The sequence below is a fragment of the Acinetobacter sp. GXMZU3951 genome (assembly GCF_054457875.1).
The window spans coordinates 155265-178654 of sequence record NZ_JBTLFO010000002.1; the positions used below are offsets into that span (position 1 = coordinate 155265).

At 41.5% G+C, this 23390-nt stretch carries 20 protein-coding genes; 16 read left to right on the forward strand and 4 right to left on the reverse strand.

Annotated elements, in window-relative coordinates:
* The first annotated feature begins 102 nt into the window (after positions 1–102).
* The 3 genes from tynA (at position 103) to ACX17N_RS03895 (ending at position 3789) form a co-directional block, all read left to right on the forward strand.
* Complete coding sequence (tynA, locus tag ACX17N_RS03885) at positions 103–2355, forward strand: primary-amine oxidase (RefSeq protein ID WP_458891601.1); 2253 nt, start codon at positions 103–105, stop codon at positions 2353–2355.
* A 70-nt stretch (positions 2356–2425) separates the two neighbouring features.
* Complete coding sequence (locus ACX17N_RS03890; RefSeq protein ID WP_458891253.1) at positions 2426–3181, forward strand: TorF family putative porin; 756 nt, start codon at positions 2426–2428, stop codon at positions 3179–3181.
* 176 nt (positions 3182–3357) lie between these two features.
* Positions 3358–3789, forward strand: coding sequence for a hypothetical protein (locus tag ACX17N_RS03895; RefSeq protein WP_458891254.1), 432 nt, complete (start codon positions 3358–3360; stop codon positions 3787–3789).
* 24 nt (positions 3790–3813) lie between these two features.
* On the opposite strand, the gene ACX17N_RS03900 is transcribed toward ACX17N_RS03895, so the two are convergent.
* The 4 genes from ACX17N_RS03900 to trpS all read right to left on the reverse strand — a co-directional run bounded on the left by ACX17N_RS03900 (position 3814) and on the right by trpS (position 8528).
* A complete protein-coding gene (locus tag ACX17N_RS03900; protein ID WP_458891255.1) occupies positions 3814–4635 on the reverse strand; it encodes a VOC family protein in 822 nt (273 codons plus the stop codon).
* 120 nt (positions 4636–4755) lie between these two features.
* Positions 4756–6465: a flotillin family protein gene (locus ACX17N_RS03905; protein ID WP_458891256.1), complete on the reverse strand. Its 1710-nt coding sequence runs from the start codon at positions 6463–6465 to the stop codon at positions 4756–4758.
* A 24-nt stretch (positions 6466–6489) separates the two neighbouring features.
* Complete coding sequence (locus ACX17N_RS03910; RefSeq protein ID WP_458891257.1) at positions 6490–7131, reverse strand: YqiJ family protein; 642 nt, start codon at positions 7129–7131, stop codon at positions 6490–6492.
* Between the two features lie 383 nt (positions 7132–7514).
* Positions 7515–8528 (reverse strand): tryptophan--tRNA ligase, encoded by a 1014-nt coding sequence (trpS, locus tag ACX17N_RS03915; RefSeq protein WP_458891258.1) that lies wholly within the window; start codon positions 8526–8528, stop codon positions 7515–7517.
* 198 nt (positions 8529–8726) lie between these two features.
* On the opposite strand from trpS, the gene ACX17N_RS03920 reads away from it, so the two are divergent.
* The 13 genes from ACX17N_RS03920 to ACX17N_RS03980 all read left to right on the forward strand — a co-directional run bounded on the left by ACX17N_RS03920 (position 8727) and on the right by ACX17N_RS03980 (position 23363).
* The gene (locus tag ACX17N_RS03920) at positions 8727–9653 is read left to right on the forward strand and encodes a DUF808 domain-containing protein (RefSeq protein ID WP_458891259.1); all 927 of its coding nucleotides are present in this window, start codon (positions 8727–8729) and stop codon (positions 9651–9653) included.
* A 40-nt stretch (positions 9654–9693) separates the two neighbouring features.
* Positions 9694–10599, forward strand: a complete 906-nt coding sequence (gene ypfJ, locus ACX17N_RS03925) for a KPN_02809 family neutral zinc metallopeptidase (protein ID WP_458891260.1) — start codon at positions 9694–9696, stop codon at positions 10597–10599.
* Positions 10600–11269: 670 nt separating this feature from the next.
* Entirely contained in the window at positions 11270–12610 is a 1341-nt protein-coding gene (locus ACX17N_RS03930) for a DcaP family trimeric outer membrane transporter (protein WP_458891262.1), read from the forward strand.
* Between the two features lie 314 nt (positions 12611–12924).
* Entirely contained in the window at positions 12925–14250 is a 1326-nt protein-coding gene (locus ACX17N_RS03935) for a DcaP family trimeric outer membrane transporter (RefSeq protein WP_458891263.1), read from the forward strand.
* A 147-nt stretch (positions 14251–14397) separates the two neighbouring features.
* Positions 14398–15639 (forward strand): sodium/glutamate symporter, encoded by a 1242-nt coding sequence (gene gltS, locus ACX17N_RS03940; protein ID WP_458891264.1) that lies wholly within the window; start codon positions 14398–14400, stop codon positions 15637–15639.
* A gap of 78 nt (positions 15640–15717) precedes the next feature.
* Positions 15718–17193: an alanine/glycine:cation symporter family protein gene (locus tag ACX17N_RS03945; RefSeq protein ID WP_458891265.1), complete on the forward strand. Its 1476-nt coding sequence runs from the start codon at positions 15718–15720 to the stop codon at positions 17191–17193.
* Between the two features lie 379 nt (positions 17194–17572).
* Positions 17573–18484, forward strand: a complete 912-nt coding sequence (locus ACX17N_RS03950; protein ID WP_458891602.1) for a patatin-like phospholipase family protein — start codon at positions 17573–17575, stop codon at positions 18482–18484.
* Positions 18485–18747: 263 nt separating this feature from the next.
* A complete protein-coding gene (locus ACX17N_RS03955) occupies positions 18748–18930 on the forward strand; it encodes a hypothetical protein (protein ID WP_458891266.1) in 183 nt (60 codons plus the stop codon).
* Between the two features lie 321 nt (positions 18931–19251).
* On the forward strand, positions 19252–19776 hold the full coding sequence (locus ACX17N_RS03960) for an acyl-CoA thioesterase (RefSeq protein WP_458891267.1): 525 nt from the start codon (positions 19252–19254) through the stop codon (positions 19774–19776).
* A 165-nt stretch (positions 19777–19941) separates the two neighbouring features.
* A complete protein-coding gene (locus ACX17N_RS03965) occupies positions 19942–20526 on the forward strand; it encodes a TetR/AcrR family transcriptional regulator (protein WP_458891268.1) in 585 nt (194 codons plus the stop codon).
* 1 nt (position 20527) lies between these two features.
* Positions 20528–21721: an MFS transporter gene (locus ACX17N_RS03970; protein ID WP_458891269.1), complete on the forward strand. Its 1194-nt coding sequence runs from the start codon at positions 20528–20530 to the stop codon at positions 21719–21721.
* Positions 21722–21732: 11 nt separating this feature from the next.
* Positions 21733–22626, forward strand: a complete 894-nt coding sequence (locus tag ACX17N_RS03975; protein WP_458891270.1) for a LysR substrate-binding domain-containing protein — start codon at positions 21733–21735, stop codon at positions 22624–22626.
* 125 nt (positions 22627–22751) lie between these two features.
* A complete protein-coding gene (locus ACX17N_RS03980) occupies positions 22752–23363 on the forward strand; it encodes a glutathione S-transferase family protein (protein WP_458891603.1) in 612 nt (203 codons plus the stop codon).
* Positions 23364–23390 lie beyond the last annotated feature (27 nt).

Here is a 23390-nt window from a genome sequence, read left to right on the forward strand (position 1 = left end):
GAACAGCGTAATTTTTCAGCATAGAAAAAATTGTGTCTGCGACGAAGGGAATTCAAGATGAAGAAATTACATTCACAAAAACTGAGCAAATATTTGAAGCAAATGTCAAATATTATGGGTGTAATGGCGATTGGCGCATGTACAACTCAAGTGATGGCGCATGGTGAGGCGGCTAAAATGTTACCGTTGCAGCAGGCTATGCAATCGGTTGGTGCAACTGTACAGCAAGATCAATATGCGAATGTTTATACCATCAGCAAAAATTCGACCTTGGTGCGTGCCAAGCCGAACTCAACCACCATTATGGTGAATGGTAAACCATTAAAAATTTCAGCACCGATTGTGGTTAAAAATGGCCAAGCCATGGCTTCTGAAACCTTGGCAAATGAAATTTTCCAATCGGGTTTGGATCAAACTTTTCAGGTTGAAACAGTTAAACACCCTTTGAACACACTCACTGGAGAAGAGATTCAAGTTGTCACTAAAGTGATTCAGGCCGATCAACGTGCACCTAAAACTTTGCGTTTTAGCCGCGTTCGTTTGCAAGAGCCTGAGAAAAATGCGGTGTGGGACAGTGTACTGAATCATAAAAGCTATAATGGTTCACGTTTAGCCGAATTTAGCCTCCTACAGAACGATAATATTATTGAGGGGGTGGTTGACCTGAATAAGCAGCAAGTGACCAGCTGGAAAGTCTTACCTGCAACACATGGTATGGTTTTGCTAGATGATTTCATGACGGTGCAAGAAATTATTCAAAAGAGCCCTGAATATCATGCTGCTTTGGCAAAACGTGGCATCACGGATGTAACCAAAGTGGTGGGAACGCCATTAACCGTGGGCTATTTTGGTGGTCAGGATGGGTTAAATAAAGAGCTGAGTCTACTAAAAATTGTCAGTTATTTAGATGTGGGTGATGGGAATTACTGGGCACATCCGATTGAAAACTTGGTGGCTGTGGTTGATTTAGAGAAAAAGAAAATCATCAAAATTGAAGAGGGCAGTTTAGTCCCAGTGCCGATGGCGGCTCGTCCATATGATGGTCGTGATCAGAAAGCTCAAACCCGTAAGCCGTTAAATATTACGGAGCCAGAGGGCAAAAACTACAGCATCACGGGACAATATATTCATTGGGGCAATTGGTGCTTCCACGTCGGACTAGATTCTCGCGTGGGCTTACAGCTGGGTACAGTCACCTTTAAAGATAAAGGCGTGAAACGCAAAGTGATGTATCAGGGGAATCTGGGCGGTATGGTCGTACCTTATGGTGATCCGGATATGGGCTGGTACTTCAAGTCTTATCTCGATTCTGGTGAATATGGCATGGGCACACTGACCTCTTCCATCGAATTGGGCAAAGATGTGCCAGAAAATGCCGTATTACTTGATGCCGTCATTGCAGATTATCAAGGTAATCCAGTCACTATTCCGAATGCTATTGCCGTATTTGAGCGCTATGCCGGACCTGAATTCAAACATCAGGAAATGGGGCAAGCCAATGTGAGTGTGGAACGCCGCGAGTTGGTGGTCCGTTGGATCAGTACCGTGGGCAATTATGACTACATGTTTGATTGGGTCTTCTCTGATAACGGGACGATGGGCATTAATGCCGGTGCAACAGGCATTGAAGCGGTAAAAGGGGTCAAATCATCGACCATGCATGATGCAACAGCCAAAGAGGATACACGTTACGGAACGTTGCTGGATCACAATATTGTCGGTACGACCCACCAGCATATTTATAATTTCCGTTTAGATTTAGATGTCGATGGTGAAAAGAATACCCTGACGCATATGAACCCTGTGGTGAATGTGAACAAGAAGGGGATCCGTAAAAGTGCGATGGAAATTGAACAACATGTGGTACGTACGGAGCAGAATGCAGCAGAAAAATTCGATCCATCCACCATTCGTTTAATCAGTAATTACTCAAAAGAGAACAAGGTGGGTAACCCTGTCTCGTATCAACTTATTCCATATGCTGGCGGAACGCACCCAATCGCGAAAGGTGCAAACTTTAGCCCAGATGAGTGGTTATTCAAGCGGTTGAACTTTATGGATAAGCAAATTTGGGTGACAAAATATAACCCAAATGAACTCTATCCAGAGGGCGCCTATCCAAACCGCTCGGATAAAGATACGGGTTTAGGTCAATTTGTTAAAAATAATGATGATATTGATAACAAAGACTTGGTGGTCTGGTTAACCACAGGTACCACACATGTTGCGCGCGCAGAAGAATGGCCAATTATGCCGACAGAATGGGTGAACGTGTTATTGAAACCATGGAATTTCTTTGATCAAACACCGTCATTGAATTTGAACACACCGAAAGACAGTACTCATCAACATTAAGCAGGGAATCACAATTGAAAAGACCATATCTCCTATGCGGTATGGTCATCTAATCGATTTGGGGAAATTTATGTTCAAAAAATGTGTGCAACCTTTAGTAATGTTGTCGTTATGTGTGGCTTCAGCTGCGACTTGGGCAGAAGACAGTCTAGCAATTGCACCTGCAATTAGCGTATCAGGTTCAATGACCATGGCAACGGACTATCGTTTTCGTGGTGTTTCAATGTCGAATCGTGACCCTGCGATTCAGGGGGCATTAAACTTTTCTCACCGATCAGGTGCTTATTTAAGTCTTTGGGCTTCGAATGCAGATGTGGGTGCAGGTGGAAATGTAGAAGCGGATTTTTTTGTGGGCTATATTTTACCGCTGACAGAAAAGTCATTTTTAGATATTAACTATGCTGATGTTAATTATCCTGGCACGATAAAAGAATACCACACCGACTTTAGTGAGTTTGGGGTGAATTATAATCACAGTGACTTGATCACTGCAGAGGATTATTTCACCGCAGGGGTGTTCTATTCACCTGAGTTTGCTTTCAAATCGGGTACAGAAATTTATTTAAATACCACCTATAAGCTACCTGTTTATAAAAATATCAAACTTGTTTCGAGTTTGGGTTATACCAAACTCGAAGACAATGAACAATTTAGCAAAGCCTTTGGTGGTGATGGCGGTCAAGATGACTATTTCGATTATAAAATTGGACTCGGGGCTGAAGTACTTGGTTTGAATTCTGAACTGGTTTGGATTGACAATAATATTGATAGCGATGCCAATATAATGAAAGGTGGCGTGGTATTTTCGCTCAGTAAACAGTTTTAAATCAAAGACCCGCGCTAGAATCTAGTTAAAACATAAGCCTCATTATGAGGCTTATGTTTTCTGCATATGCATAAATGAAATTACCGCGCGTGAAATATGCAGCGGTTCGGTGCAGCTTCGAATTTGGCTATGCTATAGTAGGTTTAAAATAATTCTTTGAAGACATAGTGTTGCAGATGTTAAGCCAAATTCATTTGTTCAGTTGTCGGTTGTTGTTTCTTGTGTTGTTTAGCCTTAACGTGACTCATGCGGAAAATGAAGATGTATATCTGACTGAATCTATGGATGAAGATATTTTTCAGTATTATCAGAAACTGGCGCAAAAGCATGATCAAGAAGAAAAAGACTATAGCGTGCTCGATCATAATTTTTATGAAAATGAATACATTCGTATTTTTAACTATACCGCTTATAACACGGATAACTTTAGCCATAAATTAGGTACAGGGGAGTTTAATAGTACTGATTTAGATGCTTTAAGTATCTCTTTTGGTTATGGCATTGAAATTAAGTTAAATCAAAGAAATAAAGTTGGCTATGAGTATCTGTCCAGTTTTCCATATGACCGAGGGCAACTGATCCGATTATTCTGGGTACATGTTTTATAAATTGTATTTGAACTGGAATATCAATTAAATCAGTAAATCTTGAATGATGATTTTTTTCATGCGGGTTAGCGCAGCGAGTGCTCCGTGTCGGGTCGCTAAGATTTCGCTGATATTTTCTGGAATCACTTGCCAACTAATACCGTAGACATCTTTGCACCAGCCACACCAGCTTTCTGAGCCGTGTGCAGTAAAATAATTCCAATAATAGTCAATTTCTTGCTGCGATTTGCAAGGAATAACAAAGGATACGGCCTCATTAAAGTCAAAGATATGCTGTGAAGGGCTGTCTTTTGCCATGAATTTTAGCTGATTGAGGCTAAATACACTGTGTTGGATGTGACCTTTTAATTCGCCCGAAGCGTAACGTCTCATGTGCTGACGGTGAAAGTCGGGAAAAACTTTTTGATAATACTGTAATGCCTGTGAACATTGATTTTGATGCATGCCGCAAAAGAGTAAATGGGGAATAATCCGTTGCTGATTGAGTTCGAGTTGTGCCAGTTGTAACTGCCAAGTATAGCCAAATTGATCCTGCACCCAGCCATAATAAGCATTCCATTCATAATGCCCTAACTCGACTAAACTGGCACCACCCAGCATTAATTTTTGCCAAAGCGTATTGATTTCCTGACGGCTTGAACAAAGCACGCTAAAGGAAATGGCAGGATTGGGCAAAAAGTACGGGCCGCCATTGATCCCAATAAATAATTGATTGGCAAGCGATGCTTTTACTACGGTTGAATTGTGCTGATGAATTTCACTATCAGGAAACACCGAACAATAAAACTCAAAGGCTGCAATTGCTTGATTATCAAACCACAAAGCAGGATAGATCGGCAGCTGCATGTAGGCTCCTTGGACTGAGTTTTTATATGCTTGAATTCTAAATGAATAACGTGAATAACTCTGTAATGTTTTGCAGAAAAAAGCGCAACATGTGTTGCGCTTGATTCACTTTCATCGCGTTTAGACTTTAGCTTGCGGTTTTAATTGCTGTGTTAAGCCATTAATGTCGCCACCTTGAAGACCAAGCTCACTCATTAAGCTATCAATCAACGGGGCTTGAGAGCGGTAACGCAAAGCGCTGTTAACGACTTGATCGGAGAGTGAAGTGTTGGAATGCTCATGAGGAGTATCGTGACCTTGTGAATGAGCCATATTTCCTAAGCCATTGACTTGTAATATTTTAATATCATCAATATTTTCCATTGGTTTGACACTTTCACGAATGATTTCGGGTAAATATTTGAGCAGAGCCAGTCGAATCTGCATTTCCACTTGCTCGCTCGACAAGGTGTTATTGGCTTCGTGTACAGCACGGGTACCTTCAGCATCTACTTGATATTGTTTTTCCATTGCTTGAGCAAGTAGCACCTTGGCATCGGCTTCACCTTTGGCTTTAAGGCGGGCTTTTTCTGCTTCCGCTTCTGCGGCAATACGAATTGCCTCAGCCTCATCTACTGCTGCTTTTTTACCAGCTTCAGCCGCTACAGTAATCGCAATCGCATCTTTTTCTGCGGCTTGTTTAGCGGCTACCAGCTCAACGGCTTTTTCACGTTCGGCACGTTGGGTTTCGCGCACGGTTAAAACTTCTTCTTCGGCTTTTACTGCTTGGGCACGTGCTTGGTCGGCTTGAGCCTTGGCTTCAGACTCCGCCCGTGACTTTTCCGCGACCGCGATAGCACGTTCCTGTTCTGCTAGCTCAATGGTTTTCTTTTGCTCGACTTGAGCTTTTTGCACCATTTGTGCTTTAAGAATATTTTCATTTTCGACATCACGTGCAGAGGCAATGCGTTTTAATTCAACCTCACGTTCAGCCGCAATACGTGCTTCTTCGGCTTCACGCTTCTTCGCAGCTTCTTGGGCAGCAATTTCCGCCAGTTGCTCAGCACGTCGTACTGAAATTTCACGTTCTTGCTGCAATTTGGCATATTCTTCTTCACGCAAAATTTGCAAGCGCGCCTGTTCTGCTTCCAAGTTTTTGGTTTTAATCGCAAGGTCAGCATCTTGTTCAATCACGTTGCGTTTTTTACGACGATCTTCAATGGTTTCTGTCAGCTTGGTCAGACCTTCGGCATCAAAGGCATTTTGTGGATTAAAATATTTAAAACTGGTTTGATCAAGACCTGTCAAAGACACAGTTTCGAGTTCCAACCCATTTTTAAATAAATCTTCTGAAACGACTTGCTGCACCTTTTGCACAAAGTCGACCCGTTTTTCATGTAATTCTTCCATTGCCATTTCGGCAGCAACGGCACGCAGTGAATCGACAAATTTGCCTTCAACCAAATTTTTCAATTCATTCGGTGACATGGTTTTTTTGCCTAGCGTTTGTGCTGCTGTTGCAATGGATTCAGCCGTTGGTTTTACCCGTACATAAAACTCCGCCATCACATCTACACGCATACGGTCACGGGTAATCAGGGCTTGGTCTTCTGCGCGAACAACTTCGAGGCGCAAGGTGTTCATATTGACCGGAATAATTTCATGTAACATAGGCAGAACAATGGCACCACCATTCAGAATGACTTTTTCTCCGCCAAACCCTGTGCGTACAAAAGAAATCTCTTTGCTGGAGCGTTGATATAAACGGGCGACAATGAAGCCAATCACAATAATTGCGACAAAAATAATGCCTGCAATCACCAATGCATTGATAAGGTTGGGATTTAACATTTTATTCTCAAAATTGAAGTATTGTTAAGTTTCAGAACGAATGGCCTGAAAGCCAATTTTAGTTTTTTGGGTCAATATCACGTGTTGACCCTGCTTAAAGAATTCATTTTGTTCAGGTTCGACCAGAACATAATGAATTTGTCCAAATTGATCTTTTACTTTAGCCTGAGCAGGTGATTGTGGTTTCGCAATACCGAGTATAATTATGGCAGTGCGGCCCACCAACTCTTCGCTAAAAATGGCTGTAGTTTCATCTTGCGGTAAAATTCTGGAGACAATTTTCGCGGTCCAACGCACCAAGGGCATACATAAAAACAAGCTCGCAGGTGCCAAAATCCAAGCACTCCAAAAGTTTCCTGTGAGCAGATGGGCGAGGCTTTGTAGAAAGAAACCAAATAAACCAAAAATGGTCAGAAAAATAATAAACCAAATTAGCAGCGGGATACGTCCGAGATATAACCAGTCCAAAGCCTGTACCAACCAACCAGCTTCAGTATCAATCTCCACTTCGGGAGAGGTGAGATTGGTGGGTAAAAGTTGATCAAGAACGCCTTGAGTACCACCGCCTAGGAGCAATAAAGTCAGTTCTAAAAAGGCAAATAAAAACAGCAGGCAGATGGAGATGCTGAATACCAGATTTGACGGGTGTGTCACTAGTTCCCACATGTTCAAATTCTCTATTTTTATTAAGTTATTGATAACAAATAAAGTACAAATTTATTCTTTATTCTCTAAGATAGCATTGAAATGAATTTAAGTCTAAGAAACTTTGAGACAAAAAAATACGCAACGATTGGGGTGATCATTGCGTAGAACAACGAATCTGTTTACACAGTTCGGTTAAGGAGAAATGTTATAAGTTTAGGTGCTCTAAACTATGAAATTAGAATAATTGGAAATACGCTTTAATTCATGAGCAATCACGTTAAATCCTGTTAAATCACGTTAAGAGTAAGAGAGTCTTGTGATTGAGCTGATTTATTTTTATGCTAAAAAAATTAAAGACCTAAGTTTAGGTCTTTAATTGAAAATTGAATGCAAAAATGATGTTAGAAGTGGAATACACCCAAACCAGATTTGACTTCATCTAAAGTCTGTTGAGTAATATCACGACATTTATCGGTGCCGGCTTTCAAAATATCCATAATATAATCAGGATCTTTTGCTAATTCGATACGACGTTCACGAATCGGGCCAATCAGTTCTTTTAACACGCCTTCTAAACGTTTTTTCACAGTACCATCGCCTAAACCACCACGACGGTAGTGGGCTTTGAGTTCTTCAACTTCTTCTTTATTTGGGTCAAATGCATCTAAATAAGTAAATACAATATTGCCTTCGACCTGACCTGGATCTTCAATGCGCAGGTGATTTGGGTCAGTGTACATGGCATTTACGGCTTTCTTAATGTCTTTATCGCTGGCATCCAACACAATGGTGTTGCCCAAAGATTTCGACATCTTCGCTTTACCATCAAAGCCAGGTAAACGGCCCATATTGGAAAGGAGGGCTTTACATTCAGGCAATAAATCTTGACCGATTTGACGATTAATACGACGCACAATTTCGTTGGTCTGTTCAATCATTGGAATCTGGTCTTCCCCCACAGGAACAACAGTGGCTTTAAACGCGGTGATGTCGGCTGCTTGTGCAACTGGGTAGCACAGGAAGCCTGCTGGAATATCACGCTCAAAACCACGCATCTGAATTTCAGATTTGATGGTCGGGTTACGTTCTAATCGCGCCACAGTCACAAAGTTGAGGTACAACATGGTGAGTTCGTTTAATGCAGGCAGGCAAGATTGCACGCAGATGGTGGTTTTTGTTGGATCAATTCCCACAGCTAAGTAATCAGTTGCAACTTCAATAATATTACGACGGACTTTTTCGAAATTATCCGCATTGTCAGTCAGTGCTTGGGCATCTGCCAATAACAAATGTTGGTGATGCGAATCTTGTAGACCTACGCGTGAACGTAAAGAACCAACAAAATGACCTAAGTGAAGTTGCCCTGTAGGACGGTCGCCAGTCAAGATGACGGGACGATTATCTTGATTACTCATTTTCTTTTCCAAAAAGTAGTGTTTTCACTACAACTGCAGTCAAATAAATGGCTACATTGTACGGTATAATTTTTTTTAATGTCAGTCACAAAAAAATAGAAAAACAAAAAAATCAAATCTCATCTTAAATCATCAACTAAATACAGTATTTTTCTTCAGAGCAATTTAAAATAAAGCAAACTTTTTAGGATAAATATAATGGCGAGTAGCTTATTAATATTATTAGATGATATTGCGACGGTATTAGATGATGTGGCCGTCATGAGTAAAGTTGCAGCAAAAAAAACTGCGGGGGTACTTGGGGATGATTTGGCATTAAACGCGCAACAGGTGAGTGGTTTGCGTGCAGAGCGTGAATTACCCGTCGTCTGGAGTGTGGCCAAAGGTTCTTTTGTCAATAAATTGATTTTGGTGCCGTTGGCATTATTGATTAGTGTGGTTGCACCGTGGTTGATTAATCCTTTATTGATGCTGGGTGGATTGTTCTTGTGTTATGAAGGAGTGGAAAAGGTTTTACACAGCCTGCAACACCGTAAGGCGACCAATGAAAAGGAAGCAGAAGAAGAACTACAAACCATTGAAACTGATTTAGTGACCTATGAAAAAGAAAAAATAAAAGGGGCAGTACGGACCGACTTTATCCTTTCTGCTGAAATTGTAGTCATTTCATTGGGGACTGTTGCCACAGCAACATTTATCAGCAAGCTTACGGTGCTCAGTGTGATTGCGATCGCCATGACGATAGGTGTGTATGGCTTTGTGGCCCTGATTGTGAAAATTGATGATATTGGATTGTATTTAACCGAGCAAACATCGAACGCAAAGCAAAAAATCGGACGCTTTTTGTTGGCATTTGCCCCTAAACTCATGAAAACCTTAACCGTGGTTGGCACCATTGCTATGTTTTTGGTTGGCGGTGGCATCATTAACCATGCTGTTCCACTGATTCATCATTTTACTGAAGACACCGTTGATCATTTAGAACTGATTCCGAATGTTGGAAATATTGTGGGAGCATTAACCCCCACTTTAATTAATTTAATGATTGGTATTGCGGCTGGCGTGGCTGTGATTCTTGTACTGACTGTGTTTAAAAAGATTTGGCCGAATTCTAAACAGGCTTAAGCTATGGCAATCTACTTCATAAAAATTAAGGAATACGGCTATGCAATGGAAAGGTCGTCGTGTGAGTCGCAACGTTGAAGATCGCCGTGGTGGCGGTGGTCGAAAAATGGGTGGCATCAGCATTATCGGTTTGGTGGTTGCATTTGTTGCATGGAAGTTTTTTGGAGTAGATCCGCAACAAGCTTATCAAGCCACACAGCAAGTGACACAACAAACGTCTGGAGCAGAAACTAAAGGTTTGGATCATCCGACACCCGAGCAGCAAGAAGCCATGGACTTTATTGGTACGGTGCTAGCCGATACGGAAGACACTTGGGATAGGGTGTTTCAGCAACAGCTCAATCAAGCCTATGTTGCCCCTAAACTGGTGATGTTTACTGGTGCCGTGAATTCTGGCTGTGGTGCAGCACAATCTGCCATGGGGCCTTTTTATTGCCCTGTCGATCAGAAAGTCTATATCGATACGACATTTTTTAAAGATATGCGTCAGCAAATGGGGATTAGTGGAGAGAAAAACCAAACCGAGTTAACTCGCCAAGATCAAGCGGGTGACTTTGCCCAAGCCTATGTGGTGGCTCACGAAGTAGGACACCATGTGCAGAATCTTTTAGGCATCTCTGAACAGGTACATCAAGCGCGGACTCAAGTGTCTAGAGCAGAAGCGAATCAGCTTTCGGTACGCCAAGAGTTGCAGGCAGACTGTTTAGCGGGGATTTGGGCGTATCATAATCAGCAACGCACGCAATTTTTACAGTCGGGTGATATTGAAGAAGCCATGGATGCGGCACATAAAATTGGCGATGATTATCTACAGAAACAAGCAACTGGTCAGGTTGTGCCGGATAGCTTTACCCATGGTTCCAGTCAGCAGCGGATGAAATGGTTTCAGACAGGACTTCAAACTGGCAACCTGAAGGACTGTGATACCTTTAATCAGGCGATCTAATCCTACTTTTATTCCAATGGTGTGATGAGCTTATGCCATTGGAAATTTGCTTTGAGGTTGTTGATCGATATTCTTTATTCCACTTGAAGAAAAAAAAGAAGACAGCAATACGCCGCATGAAGTGACTTCTATCTTATTAAAATTTAAAAATAATTTTTATTCATGGTTCGCTGATGACTCATTACTATGGCGGCTTAAATACTTGAACTTAATTGAGTGCAATAACAGGACTGAGTATGGTAATTCGATATCGAGTCTTTTTATCGATAATTTTTCTTTGCTTAGAATCCGTGGCGCATGCTGAATGCAAAGTTCCGCATGAAATATTCAGGTATTAATTTACGTAAATTTTACATTTAATAGGTTGAATTTAATACCTTAAAGGTATTGGGTGGGGTGAAAAAGATCATTCCGGGAACCGCTTTAATTTGAAATAATGAATATTAATTCATTATTTTTAGATAATTATTCAATACTTATGTCGAGAACACAAAGACTTAGCTCAAATTTAGTCCCAAACAAAATGGTAAATTATATAAAAAACAAAAAAATAGCCTTCGACTAAAGCATATATAGTCGATATTAGACTTATCTGTCACATTTTGGCTCAAGAAATGTTCATTGGAATGAACAACCAATAACTTGTAATGTGATAAATAGGGAATTTAGAATGGCAATTCAGAAGACGTCTGTACGTGTAAAAACCTTGGTATTGGCGATGGGTATGATCGCAGCGGGGACTGTACAGGCAGATAGCAATACGGAAGTTGAACAGTTACGTAAAGAAGTACAGGAATTACGTGGCATGTTGGAGCAGTATGCTCAACAGCAAAAACAAATGGCTGCACAACCAAGTTATCAAGTTCAAGCACCAGCACAAACTTCACCCGCAAAACCTGCGCCAGAGAAAAAAGGCTTAGGCATGACGTTGGGGGGCGCGGAAGTCAATTTCTATGGTAATGTGCGCGCGGATGCGACCTACCAGATTGATGGTGGCCCAAATAAAGCACATCCATATAACCAAATTAATAAAGCGGCTTTAGAAGGCACGAAAGGCAATAGTGATATTTTCAAATCAACTTTGGCTGCTACGCGTTTAGGCTTTGATTTCAAAACCCCAACGCAAAGTGGTGATGTTGCAGGTAAGGTCGAAGTTGATTTCCTTGGCGCCAATGATACTTTGCGTATCCGTCATGCTTATTTAACTTATGCAAACTGGTTAATTGGTCAAACATGGTCGAACTTTGCCGTACCTGACTATATGCCAGAATCAATTGATGCTTTAGGTTATGTGGGTGGTGCTGTTAAACGTACGCCGCAAGTACGTTATACCAGCACGTTTAGCCCACAAACCAATTTAATTTTTGCGCTTGAAGATTCCAAATATAGCGATAACTCTGGTACTACTCTAGGTTCAGATCCTGATAACCAAATGCGTATTCCTGCGTTAACAGCACGTTTTAATCACAAGTTTGCCGACAATGCCGGTATTGTGACAGCACGTACGATGGTCGCAGACAAGCAAACTTCAGATGATGAAAAAGTGGCATGGGGTGTCGGTTTAGGTACAAAATTTAATGTGACCCCAAGCACCACTTTAAAAGCCGACTATTACCATGTAAAAGGGGATAGCAGCTTTGTTTCTTGGTCAAACCCAGGTTATGCCATTGATGCAAATAAAAATATTCAACAAAGTGAGTTTGATTCAATTACTGTCGGAATTACCCAACAGTTTAATCCAAAGTTGCGTGGTACATTGGGTTATGGTTATATGACTCACGACGAAGATTTAGACTATATCAATGCCTCAGCTAATCCATCTGCGTTAAACAAAGATTTATGGCAAGCTTGGGCAAACGTCTTCTATAGCCCTGTAAAACCAGTGAGTTTAGGTCTTGAATATACTTATGGTGAACGTGAGACCTTCTCTGCACCAAATGCAACGACACCTTTAACCAGTAAAACAGGTGAGGAAAATCGTGTGAATGTCGTAGCCATCTATAATTTCTAAATTTTGCAATCATTCTGTGAAAAAGAGGCTTAGGCCTCTTTTTTTTATGTTTTTAAACAATGAGTTTGCGAAAATAATCGGGTTATAATTAAGCGTGTCTGAATAGTTGCTCTAGATTAAATTAGAATCAATTAAAACTGAGTTAATAAAAAATAATAAAACTTTATACAAAAAAGCAGCATAATACTGCGCTTTCAATTCTGTAGCTGTCAATTGCGAAATTGGCAGGAACGAATCGATCTATTTGTTTGTGCATATCCATTCAAATGGATCGTGATGATTATGCAAAATACAACATGAACAAGGAGCTTGGAATGAGTTTACCCCTCATGAAGAAGCCTGCGATTCGTCAGAGTTTAGCAGTTACTATCGCAACTCTAATGATGACAGCGACTCATGCAGCAACAGCAGAGCAAGAGGAAATTGCACAATTACGCGCAGAAGTTGAAGCATTAAAAGCTTTAATCCAGCAAAATCTCCCGCAAGTACAGCAAGCCACAACAGTTACGAGTGCGCCTCAGCCTAAAAATACGACAATGACTGCCGTTGAGAAAACGTCTGTCGCGAATAACCCGACTGTTGAAAAATCTTCACCTTTGCAGTTTAAAACAGCGGGCGGTGCTGAAGTTAAGTTATATGGTTTTGTTCGTGGTGATGCCTCTTATCAGTTCGAGGGCGGCAATGCGATTTTTAACCGTATCAATGCGGTGGCATTGGATAATGCTGCAGATAAAACAAAAACAGAAGATCGTTTTTATAGCACAGCGACTACAACCCGTTTGGGCTTAGATTTTAAATCACCGATTGAAGGACAGAATGTTGGCGGAAAAATCGAAGTTGATTTCCGCGGCACGAATGATTCTTTACGTATTCGTCATGCCTATTTAACGCTGAATAATTGGTTGTTTGGTCAAACGACATCTAGCTTTTTAGCAACTGATTTACAGCCTGAAATGCTTGATTTTAACTCACCATTAGGCATTGGCACATTCCGTACACCGATGATACGTTATAGTGACAAATTAAGTGCAGATACTGCTTATTTTGTCGGGCTAGAAAAAGGCCGTGACGATAACCGTTTCCCGGCATTAACAGCCAAAGTGAAGCAAAACTTTGCTGCAGGTAAGGGTTCTACTTCTTTACGCGCATTGGCACAAGAATTTCGTGCTACTGATGCAGGTAATGAAACCGCATTTAGTTGGGGCTTAGGTTTAGGTGCAAGCTATAAAGTAACGGATGAACTCCGTGTAATGGGAGATTATTCTCACGTTAAAGGTGATGATAAATTCCTGTTATATACCAATACTGCCTATAACACGGGACCGCAAACTACTGATGTGAACTTGAATGAGTTTGATGCATTAACTGTAGGGGCAACCTACCAATTTAATCCAAAAGTACGCAGTACCTTAGGATATGGATTAATGCTGGCGAATGACAGTAATGATTATGCTGATAATTTAGCTTCTACAGATACAGTACAGAACAAAACCTTGCAACAAGGTTGGCTTAATGTCATGTACAGCCCAGTGACTCCAGTCACGCTAGGGGTTGAATATGTTTATGGTGAACGTGAAACTTTCTCTGGTGAAACCGGTAAAGATAATCGCGTAGGCGCAATGGCACGTTACAACTTCTAAAATTCTCTTGCTCTAAGGGTAAAACTGCAAGTGTATTTTTTGTACAGAGTGTTTCACTGTTTGTACAAATTGCTGCTTGCAGCTTTTCATGTCTAGGGCGTTATTATTTATCTGTATAACAACAGATAAAATTGGCGGAAAAGAATTATGGCACTTACTTTTAATGCGTTTTATACGCTAATCGCAGCAGTCATTGTATTGTTATTGGGTCGATTCCTTGTGAATCGCATCGACTTTTTACGTCGTTATAACATTCCTGAGCCTGTTGCTGGTGGTTTGGTTGCGGCGATCCTCTCCCTGGTCGTATACAACTTATGGGGTTTCAGCATTAGCACCAGCAGTGAACTGCAAACCAGCTTTATGTTGATTTTCTTTGCTTCTATTGGTCTAAGCGCAAACTTCTCTAAGCTCAAAGAAGGTGGGATGGGCTTGGTTATCTTCTTGATTGCCGTTGCTTCATTCATTGTGGTGCAAGATTTTGTTGGTATGAGTCTCGCGACTTTACTGGGTATTGATCCTCTCATTGGTCTGATTGCAGGTTCGATCACTTTAACGGGTGGTCATGGTACTGCGGGCGCATGGGGTGAAATTCTAGAAGTTGAGCATGGTATTCAAGGTGCTTTGGCACTGGGTATGGCCAGTGCCACCTTTGGTTTAATCATTGGTGGTTTAATTGGTGGTCCTTTAGCCAAGATGCTGATTAACCGTTACCAACTGGCTGAAGAAAAAACTGATGCACAGATTGAGAAACGTGATCATACGCCAATGACGGATAAGGAAGCTGAAGAATCAGCGCCGTTTGAATATCCGCACCAAGTACGTTTAATTACTGCAGATAATGCGATTACCACTTTAGGTATGTTTGCAGCATGTTTGGCATTTGCAGAATTTATGACAGGTGTCAGTAAAGGAACTTGGTTTGAATTACCAACTTTCGTGTGGACATTGGGCGGCGGTGTAATTTTACGTAACCTCCTTGAAAGTGTTTTCAAAGTGAACATCTTTGACCGTGCGATTGATGTATTTGGTAATGCTTCACTTTCGTTGTATTTGGCGATGGCATTGCTTTCGTTGAAATTGTGGCAATTGGCAGATTTGGCAGGCCCATTAGTGGTTATTTTGGGTGCGCAAACCATTACCATGGCATTGTATGCTGCATTTGTCACTTTCCGCGTGATGGGCAAAAACTACGATGCAGCCGTACTTTCAGCAGGTCATTGTGGTTTTGGTATGGGGGCAACCCCAACTGCGGTTGCCAACATGCAAGCCATTACCAATATGTACGGTGCTTCACATAAAGCCTTCCTGATTGTTCCACTCTGTGGCGCATTCTTTGTTGACTTGATCAATGCAACTGTAATTCAACTTATTCTTAAGTTCTTCGCTTAAGAGATAGCAAAAGGTCTTGTTCTCAAGACCTTTTTTGAATTGCCAAACAATATCTGCTGAGTCTTAAGGAATAAGAAAATGGATGAACAATTAAATGCGACCCTGATGTCTTGGGTACAGATGCTGAATGATCCTTTATGGAATTTTCTGGTTGTATTTTTGGTTGTGGTTGGGGTGTTTTATACACTCATTACAGGTGCTGTGCAGCTTCGACTGTTTTTTCACAGTATTAAGGTCATGAAATCGAGCCGTAAAGAGGGCGATGATGACCATGGGATTACCCCATTTCAGGCTTTTGTAACTGGTCTTGCGAGCCGTGTTGGTGTAGGTAACGTGGCAGGTGTCGCCATTGCAATTGCGATTGGTGGTCCGGGTGCAGTGTTCTGGATGTGGCTTACTGCATTTTTAGGGATGAGTTCTGCCTTCGTTGAATCATCTCTTGCACAGCTGTTTAAAGTACGCGACACGCAAAACCAACAGTTTCGCGGTGGACCAGCTTACTATATTACCCAAGGTCTAAAACAAAAATGGTTGGGTGTGGTCTTCGCACTGTCACTTATTTTAGCCTATGGCTTTGTGTTTAATGCAGTACAAGCCAACTCGATTATTGATGCAACTTCACATGCATGGGGCTGGGATAAAGCCAATCTCATGATGAACTTGGGACTTTTCTCGTTTGAAATTTCTTGGGTAGGTATCGTATTGGTTGTCTTAACCGCTGCCATTATTTTTGGTGGGATTAAGCGTATTGCAAAAGTAGCAGAAAGCTTTGTTCCTTTAATGGCTGTGATGTATTTAGCGGTTGCGTTGTATATTGCCGTGAAAAACTTGCCGATCTTGCCTGACATTTTCCAATTGATTTTCTCTCATGCCTTCCAGTTCGATGCAGCAGCAGGTGGCTTCTTTGGTGCGATGGTGTCCATGGCAATGATGATGGGGATCAAACGTGGTTTGTTCTCGAATGAAGCGGGTATGGGTTCTGCACCGAACGCAGCAGCGGCATCTGATGTGAAACACCCAGTGAACCAAGGTTTGGTTCAAATGCTAGGTGTATTCGTGGATACCTTTGTGGTGTGTTCATGTACAGCCATTATCATCTTGTCATCTGGCATGTATCATGATGCAGGCTTTGCTGGTGTGCAATTAACGCAAATGGCGTTGGTAAGCCAAGTGGGTAATTGGGGTGATGACTTCCTTGCCATCATTTTGTTTATGTTTGCCTTTTCGTCCATTATCGGTAACTACGCTTATGCCGAAAGTAACATGCAGTTCATTAACAACAACCGTAAAGTGATGTTTGTGTTCCGCTTACTGGTGCTATTTATGGTGTACTTCGGTGCAATTACAAGCGTACCGCTGGTTTGGTCAATGGCTGACTTATCAATGGGCTTAATGGCAACCATCAACTTATTTGCCATTCTGCTGTTAACGCCTTTTGCTTTAATGCTTTTGAAAGACTATACCTCACAGTTAAAACAGGGAATTAAAGAACCTGAGTTTAAGTTGGATAATCATCCTAAGTTTAAAGATAAGGTGAATTCAGATATTTGGTAATCTACTAAATTTTGGATCCCTAAAAAGCCAGTCTAAATCTAAGACTGGCTTTTTTTATGTTTGGAATATTCGGTTTGACCGAAAGCTGTTTGGGTAAACTAAACGTGCAATGTTTCGAGATTGGCTTCGCCAAGCATTAATGCGAGCTGGCTGGAATTGCAAAAAAGCAGCACTTTCTCCATGATTTCGCTTTTTTTATTCATTATTGTAACGGGCTTAAATGTCAGTTTTACGAAATGCAACAGTCAAATGTTGGGTTTTGCATAGAATAGCCACCGTCTTGCAGAGAGTTTAATTCGCCTTGAAGCCACTTCAGTCATGTTTTGTTATTGGAATGCTGTTCACCAACGTGTCAGGGCAGAGTATGGCGCAGTCCGCCATGCTGCCTAGTCATGCGGCAACAAAAAATGTTCTGGTCGATGCTCAGGTTAAAGCAGAGCGTATCGATTTTAGAAAACTGAAACAAACGCAACATCGCCCGATTGTGGCTTTAGTTTTAGGCAGTGGTGGTGCACGGGGTTATGCACATATTGGTGTAATTCAAGTATTAGAACAATATGGCATTCATCCCGATTTAATTGTCGGCACGAGTGCGGGAAGTGTTGTGGGCTCGATTTATGCCAGTGGTAAAAATGCACAACAATTGCGTGAAGTGGCGCTGAGTATGAAGCCGAATGATGTTCGGGATGTAAAACTGGCGATGACAGGATTCTTCGATGGAAAAAAAGTCGAAGACTATGTGAATGAACAAGTGCTGAATACACCGCTAGAACATTTAAAAATTCCGATGTATGTAGTGGCAACGGAGCTTAAAGAAGGCAAAAAGGTGGTGTTTAATTACGGCAATACGGGGCAGGCGGTTCGTGCCTCTGTATCGATTCCGAGCATGTTTATTCCCACCAAAATTGCAGGCGAAGAATATGTGGATGGCGGATTGGTTAGCCCTGTACCAGTCAATGTAGCGCGGGATTTGGGTGCGGACATTGTGATAGCTGTGGATATTTTGGCACAACCTGAACATACCGAAACCAGCAATGTTTGGGGGTTATTTAACCAGAATATTAATATTATGCAGAACCATTTAGCCAAAGAGGAATTAAAACATGCGGATATTGTGATTCAACCAGACTTAAGGGAGAAATCACATATTTTTGATGTGAAAGGGCGTGAGGAGACCATGCAGGCTGGTATTCAGGCCACGGATCAACAATTAAGTCAGATTTTTAAAGTTTTTGATCAACAGCATTATTCTCAAGGCTATAAAATTCCGCAATATTCGGTGAAAAATTAAGATGATTGTACCGGTAAGGGGATGCATTTACCTGTCATACAATATGGTATTGGCAAAGCGCTTAGACTAAATAGAATGAGATAGATGACGTTTATTGTTGAGTAAATGAAAGCTATATATTTTTATATATTGTTGAAATAAAAAGAAATTGTATAAGAATGGTGCTTTTGTAGCAGAAATATTCGCAAGCGATTTACTTCAATCCTTGTGCTGAATATACTGTATTTTTAACATGATAATTTTATCTATTACACATGACAAAAATGACAATAGCTGGGAGCCAACTGCACGTGGGGCAGCAGGTCAAACTGGCAAATTTACCGCATATGATCTTCAAAATTGTTGCCTATAATAATGATGGTTCCTATCGCATAGTCGCTGATATAGCGGGGCAGCAACGACTTGAATATGACCATGTAGCCCAAGAGATGCTGGCATTAAGCTAATGCTGTCTAGAGTCATAGTGTGCATCTTTAAAGTATCATCGAGTCAGGTTCATCATTATTTTGCAATAATTGAGTCGAAGGTTATGGCATAATAAAAGTTGATTTTTCTACCATTAATTTTGCTGAATTTTTATCAAAATTAATAAAATCATAGGCTTGGCTGAAAGTTGACTGGATTAATATATATTTTACTGAATGATGTATTAATCACTATAAGTAATAATGATGACTTTATTGCCGATTTGAACATGTTATTTATGACAAAAGTTATATAATAATCACCACATATCCTCCTATCTTTGCAAGAGTCTAGAGAACGCGATGTCCCCATTAGATCAAATTACTCCTATTTTAGACGATCAGTCGGAGTTGACCATGTCTGTATTGATGACTCCAGATATGGCAAATTTTTCGGGTAATGTTCATGGTGGAACTATTCTTAAGTTGCTCGATCAGGTTGCGTATGCCTGTGCAAGCCGCTATTCAGGTAGTTATGTTGTGACACTATCGGTAGATAAAGTGAACTTTAAAGAGCCAATTCATGTTGGTGAGTTAGTGACTTTCTTGGCAAGTGTGAATCATGTTGGTCGTACTTCTATGGAAATTGGGATTCGTGTAGAAGCTCAAAATATTCAAAAACGTACAGTACGTCATACCAATAGCTGTTATTTCACAATGGTTGCCGTAGACGAAACTGGTAAGCCTAAACAGATTCCACCGCTTGATTTAAGCAATGAATGGAAGCGTTGCCGTTTTGAAGCCGCAGAACAGCGCAAAGTGGCACGTTTACAAGAAAACCATCATCCTTCTTGCAGTATTTATAAGAAATCTTCGACTCCGAGTTAAGATTTTCAGTGAATGCAAAAAAGCCAGTGCGTTGTGAAAGCCACTGGCTTTTTTTATTGTGATGCCGAATGCCCAGAATATTTCACCTTAGTCGTAGTTCACTGGTAGAACGAGAAATTTTATCTTAATATAAAACGATACGTATCGTTTCGTTTTGGGTGAGCTATGTCAGATGTTGAAAAAACTTCGCGTCGTAAACAATGTATTTTAGACGCAGTCATTGCTGCACTTGAGGACTATGATTACAGTAAATTGACCATTGAAGAGATTGCTGCACGGGCAGGGGTTGGCAAATCAACCATTTACCGCTGGTGGAAACACAAGTCAGACTTGGTGTTTGAAGCTTTCAAACAGGAAACGGCTTCGGTATTTGAACTGGATTATGCACAGAGTCTTGAATTTAATTTAAAACAACAATTATTCAAACTGGCGACAGCACTGCATCGCCCGATTGGGCGTGCACTATTGGTGGTTTTGTCGGAACACCGTGAAGCTGCTGGTGAGTTTTTTAGTCAGTATTTATTGCCGCGTCGTGAAGCAACCCGGAAATTGATTGATTTGGCGATTCAACGTGGCGAAATTCGAGCCGATTATCCCTTTGAACTGATGCTGGATACCTTATACGCACCAATTCATTATCAAATGATTTTCTTTAATCGACAGCCCGATGAAGCCTATATTCAAGCCTTACTCAATTTAGTGTTACAGCCTGCACGTGTTGCAACTTCTACTGCACAGTTGAGTTCATGAGATGGGCACAGATGAAAATGGATTCAAGCTTTGGAATCGTGCTTTTATTTTTTGTGTGGTGAATAATCTTTTTTTATTTACTTATTACTTTGCCTTACTGGCGGTGTTGCCAATTTACATTATGAAAGACCTTGGCGGGACTGTGAAAGAGGCGGGTTTGGCTCTGACGCTATTTCTTATCTCCTCCATTTTGGTCCGTCCATTTTCAGGTTTAATTGCAGAAAAGATAGGGATTAAACGCAGTTTCCGTGGTTCAGAAGCTTTATTCGTGCTGTTTGCGTTCAGTTATTTATGGATCGACAGCATGTGGAGTTTGCTGTTGGTGCGGTTTATTCATGGGATCTGGTTCAGTATTTTAACCACCGTTACAGTCCCTGTCGCGAACGAGTTTATTCCTGAGCAGCGTAAAGGTGAGGGCATGGGGTATTTTGTCATGTCGACCAATCTTGGCGTGGTTTTCGGTCCGCTATTGGCGCTCACGATAAGTCAATATGCCAGTTTTACCCTGCTGTTTGCGGTCTTATCTGGGTTAATGAGTCTGGGGTTCTTGTTTTGCTTATTTATTCCGATTGCCCAGCCGACATCGCCAGTGGAGCACCAGTCACATCAATCCAAATTGGCGCTGCAAGATGTCATTGAAATGCGTGTGCTTTCGGTTGGATTGGTGGCACTGCTCACCGCTTTCTCCTATTCCAGTGTGATGAGTTTTATCGCGGCTTACACTGAAACGCAACAGCTGATGGCGTATACCAGCACCTTCTTTTTGGTCTTTGCCTGTTCCATGATTCTGGTCCGACCTTGGGTCGGGCGCTGGTTCGATCAAAAAGGACCAAGTAGCGTGATTTATCCGTCCTTTGTGTTATTTGCCGTAGGCTTGGCGGTGGTAAGTCAACTGCATCAGCCTTGGGTACTCTGGCTTTCGGCCATATTAATTGGCGTGGGCTACGGCACGTTATTTCCTTGCTTACAAACCGTCGCCATTCAGACGGTTCCTAAACATCGCATCGGGCATGCTGTTTCGACCTATTTCACCTTGTTTGATTTGGGGCTCGCGCTAGGTTCGGTGATTATGGGAATTTTGATTGCCTATTGGGGCTACAGTAAGACCTATTTATTGTGTGCACTGATTACATTAGCCACTTTAGCTGTTTTCCGCATAGCCGTTGCCCCTCAACTCAAACAGGTTCAACCCTGAGGAGAATATCGATGGAATTACGACATTTACGCTATTTTGTCGCGGTGGCTGAGGAGTTGAACTTTACCAAAGCCGCACAGCGCATGTGTACAGTACAACCTTCTTTAAGTCAGCAGATCAAGGATTTAGAACAGGAAGTGGGGGTACAGCTTCTGCTACGTTCCAACCGTAAAGTAGAGCTGACGGAGGAGGGCAAAGCCTTTTTAAAGGAAGCTTTACTCAGTCTGGAACATGCGGAAAAAGCCATTTCTGATGCCCGCAAAGTGGCAAACACAAGTAAAGACCAACTGCATATTGGCTTTGTGCCTGTGGCAGAAATGAAAATATTTCCTTATATCATGCCCAATATTCGTGCCCACTTTCCTGAGCTGAAAATTGATTTTCATAGTTTGACAGATGCCGAGCAGTTTAAGGCGTTGAAAAAAGGCGATATTGATATTGCCTTTACCCGTTATATCGATGATTCAGAGGATCTGGAAAATGTTCAAATTTTTAATGAACCCTTGGCACTGATTGTTCCGAAAGATTCGGCTGTGGCCGCACAGCGTCATGTCAGTATCAAAAGTTTTAATCAGCAGGATTTTATTATCAGCGATGAAGGTGCTTCACCACAACTCTATAAAATTATTCAGGATTATTTTAAACAATCGAAGTTGAATGTTAATGTGGTTCAGCATTCCACCAATATCTTGCTCAATGTAAATTTGGTGGGCATGGGCGTGGGATGGAGCTTGGTACCAGCCTATGTGATTCCTTTGTTGGGCGATAAAATTGTGGTGAAAAATACCCTCGAACCTTTACCGACCATTGGACTGTATGCCAGTTATCGCAAAGAGCAACGCAGTGCAGCGATTGAACTGATTTTAAAAATTCTGAAAGAACAATTTTATACGGCCATGTTCTAACCCTTTGGACATAGATGCTTCTTTAGATATCCTGCAGTCTCGAGAACATGACAGAACAACCACGTAGTTGCCGTGCCAGCCATGCTAAGGTAGCGTAAAATAACGACAGTGGAACCATAACAATGATGCAGCTATATACCCATCCGCAATCACGAGGCAATACGATTTTACCTTTTCTGAAAGAGCTGAAGATTGAAGATCAGGTCGAGCTGATCAATATGAGTTATGAAGAGATCCATCAGGCTGCATATTTGGCCATAAATCCGATGGCAAAAGTTCCGTGTCTGGTGGATGGTGAGATTGTAGTGACGGAAGTCCCTGCCATTATTGCTTATCTGGCAGATAAGTATATTGCGCAAGATTTTGCCCCAGCACTGGATGACCCGAAACGTGGAGCGTATTTAAAGTGGCTGTTCTTTATTCATGGGCCATTAACCGAATATATGGATATCAAAAACTTGAATGTTGCTGCTGAGCAGATTGAAAGTAAGAAGATGGGGCTCAGTTTTGGGGATGAGCAGCGCCTATTCCAATTTTTACAGCAAGGTTTAAGTCAGGCTAAACCGTATTTGCTTGGGGAAAAGTGTACTGCAGCAGATTTATATTTGGCCTATTGGTTGGTCTATGCCATGTCATATGAACTCATTCCTTATTTTGACGAAGCCCGCCCTTTTTTGCAGTTAATGAAAACACGTGATTCGGTTCAAGACATTGCTTGGTTTCAGGCCATTAAATAAAGCACTTTAGTAAACAAACAACCCAGC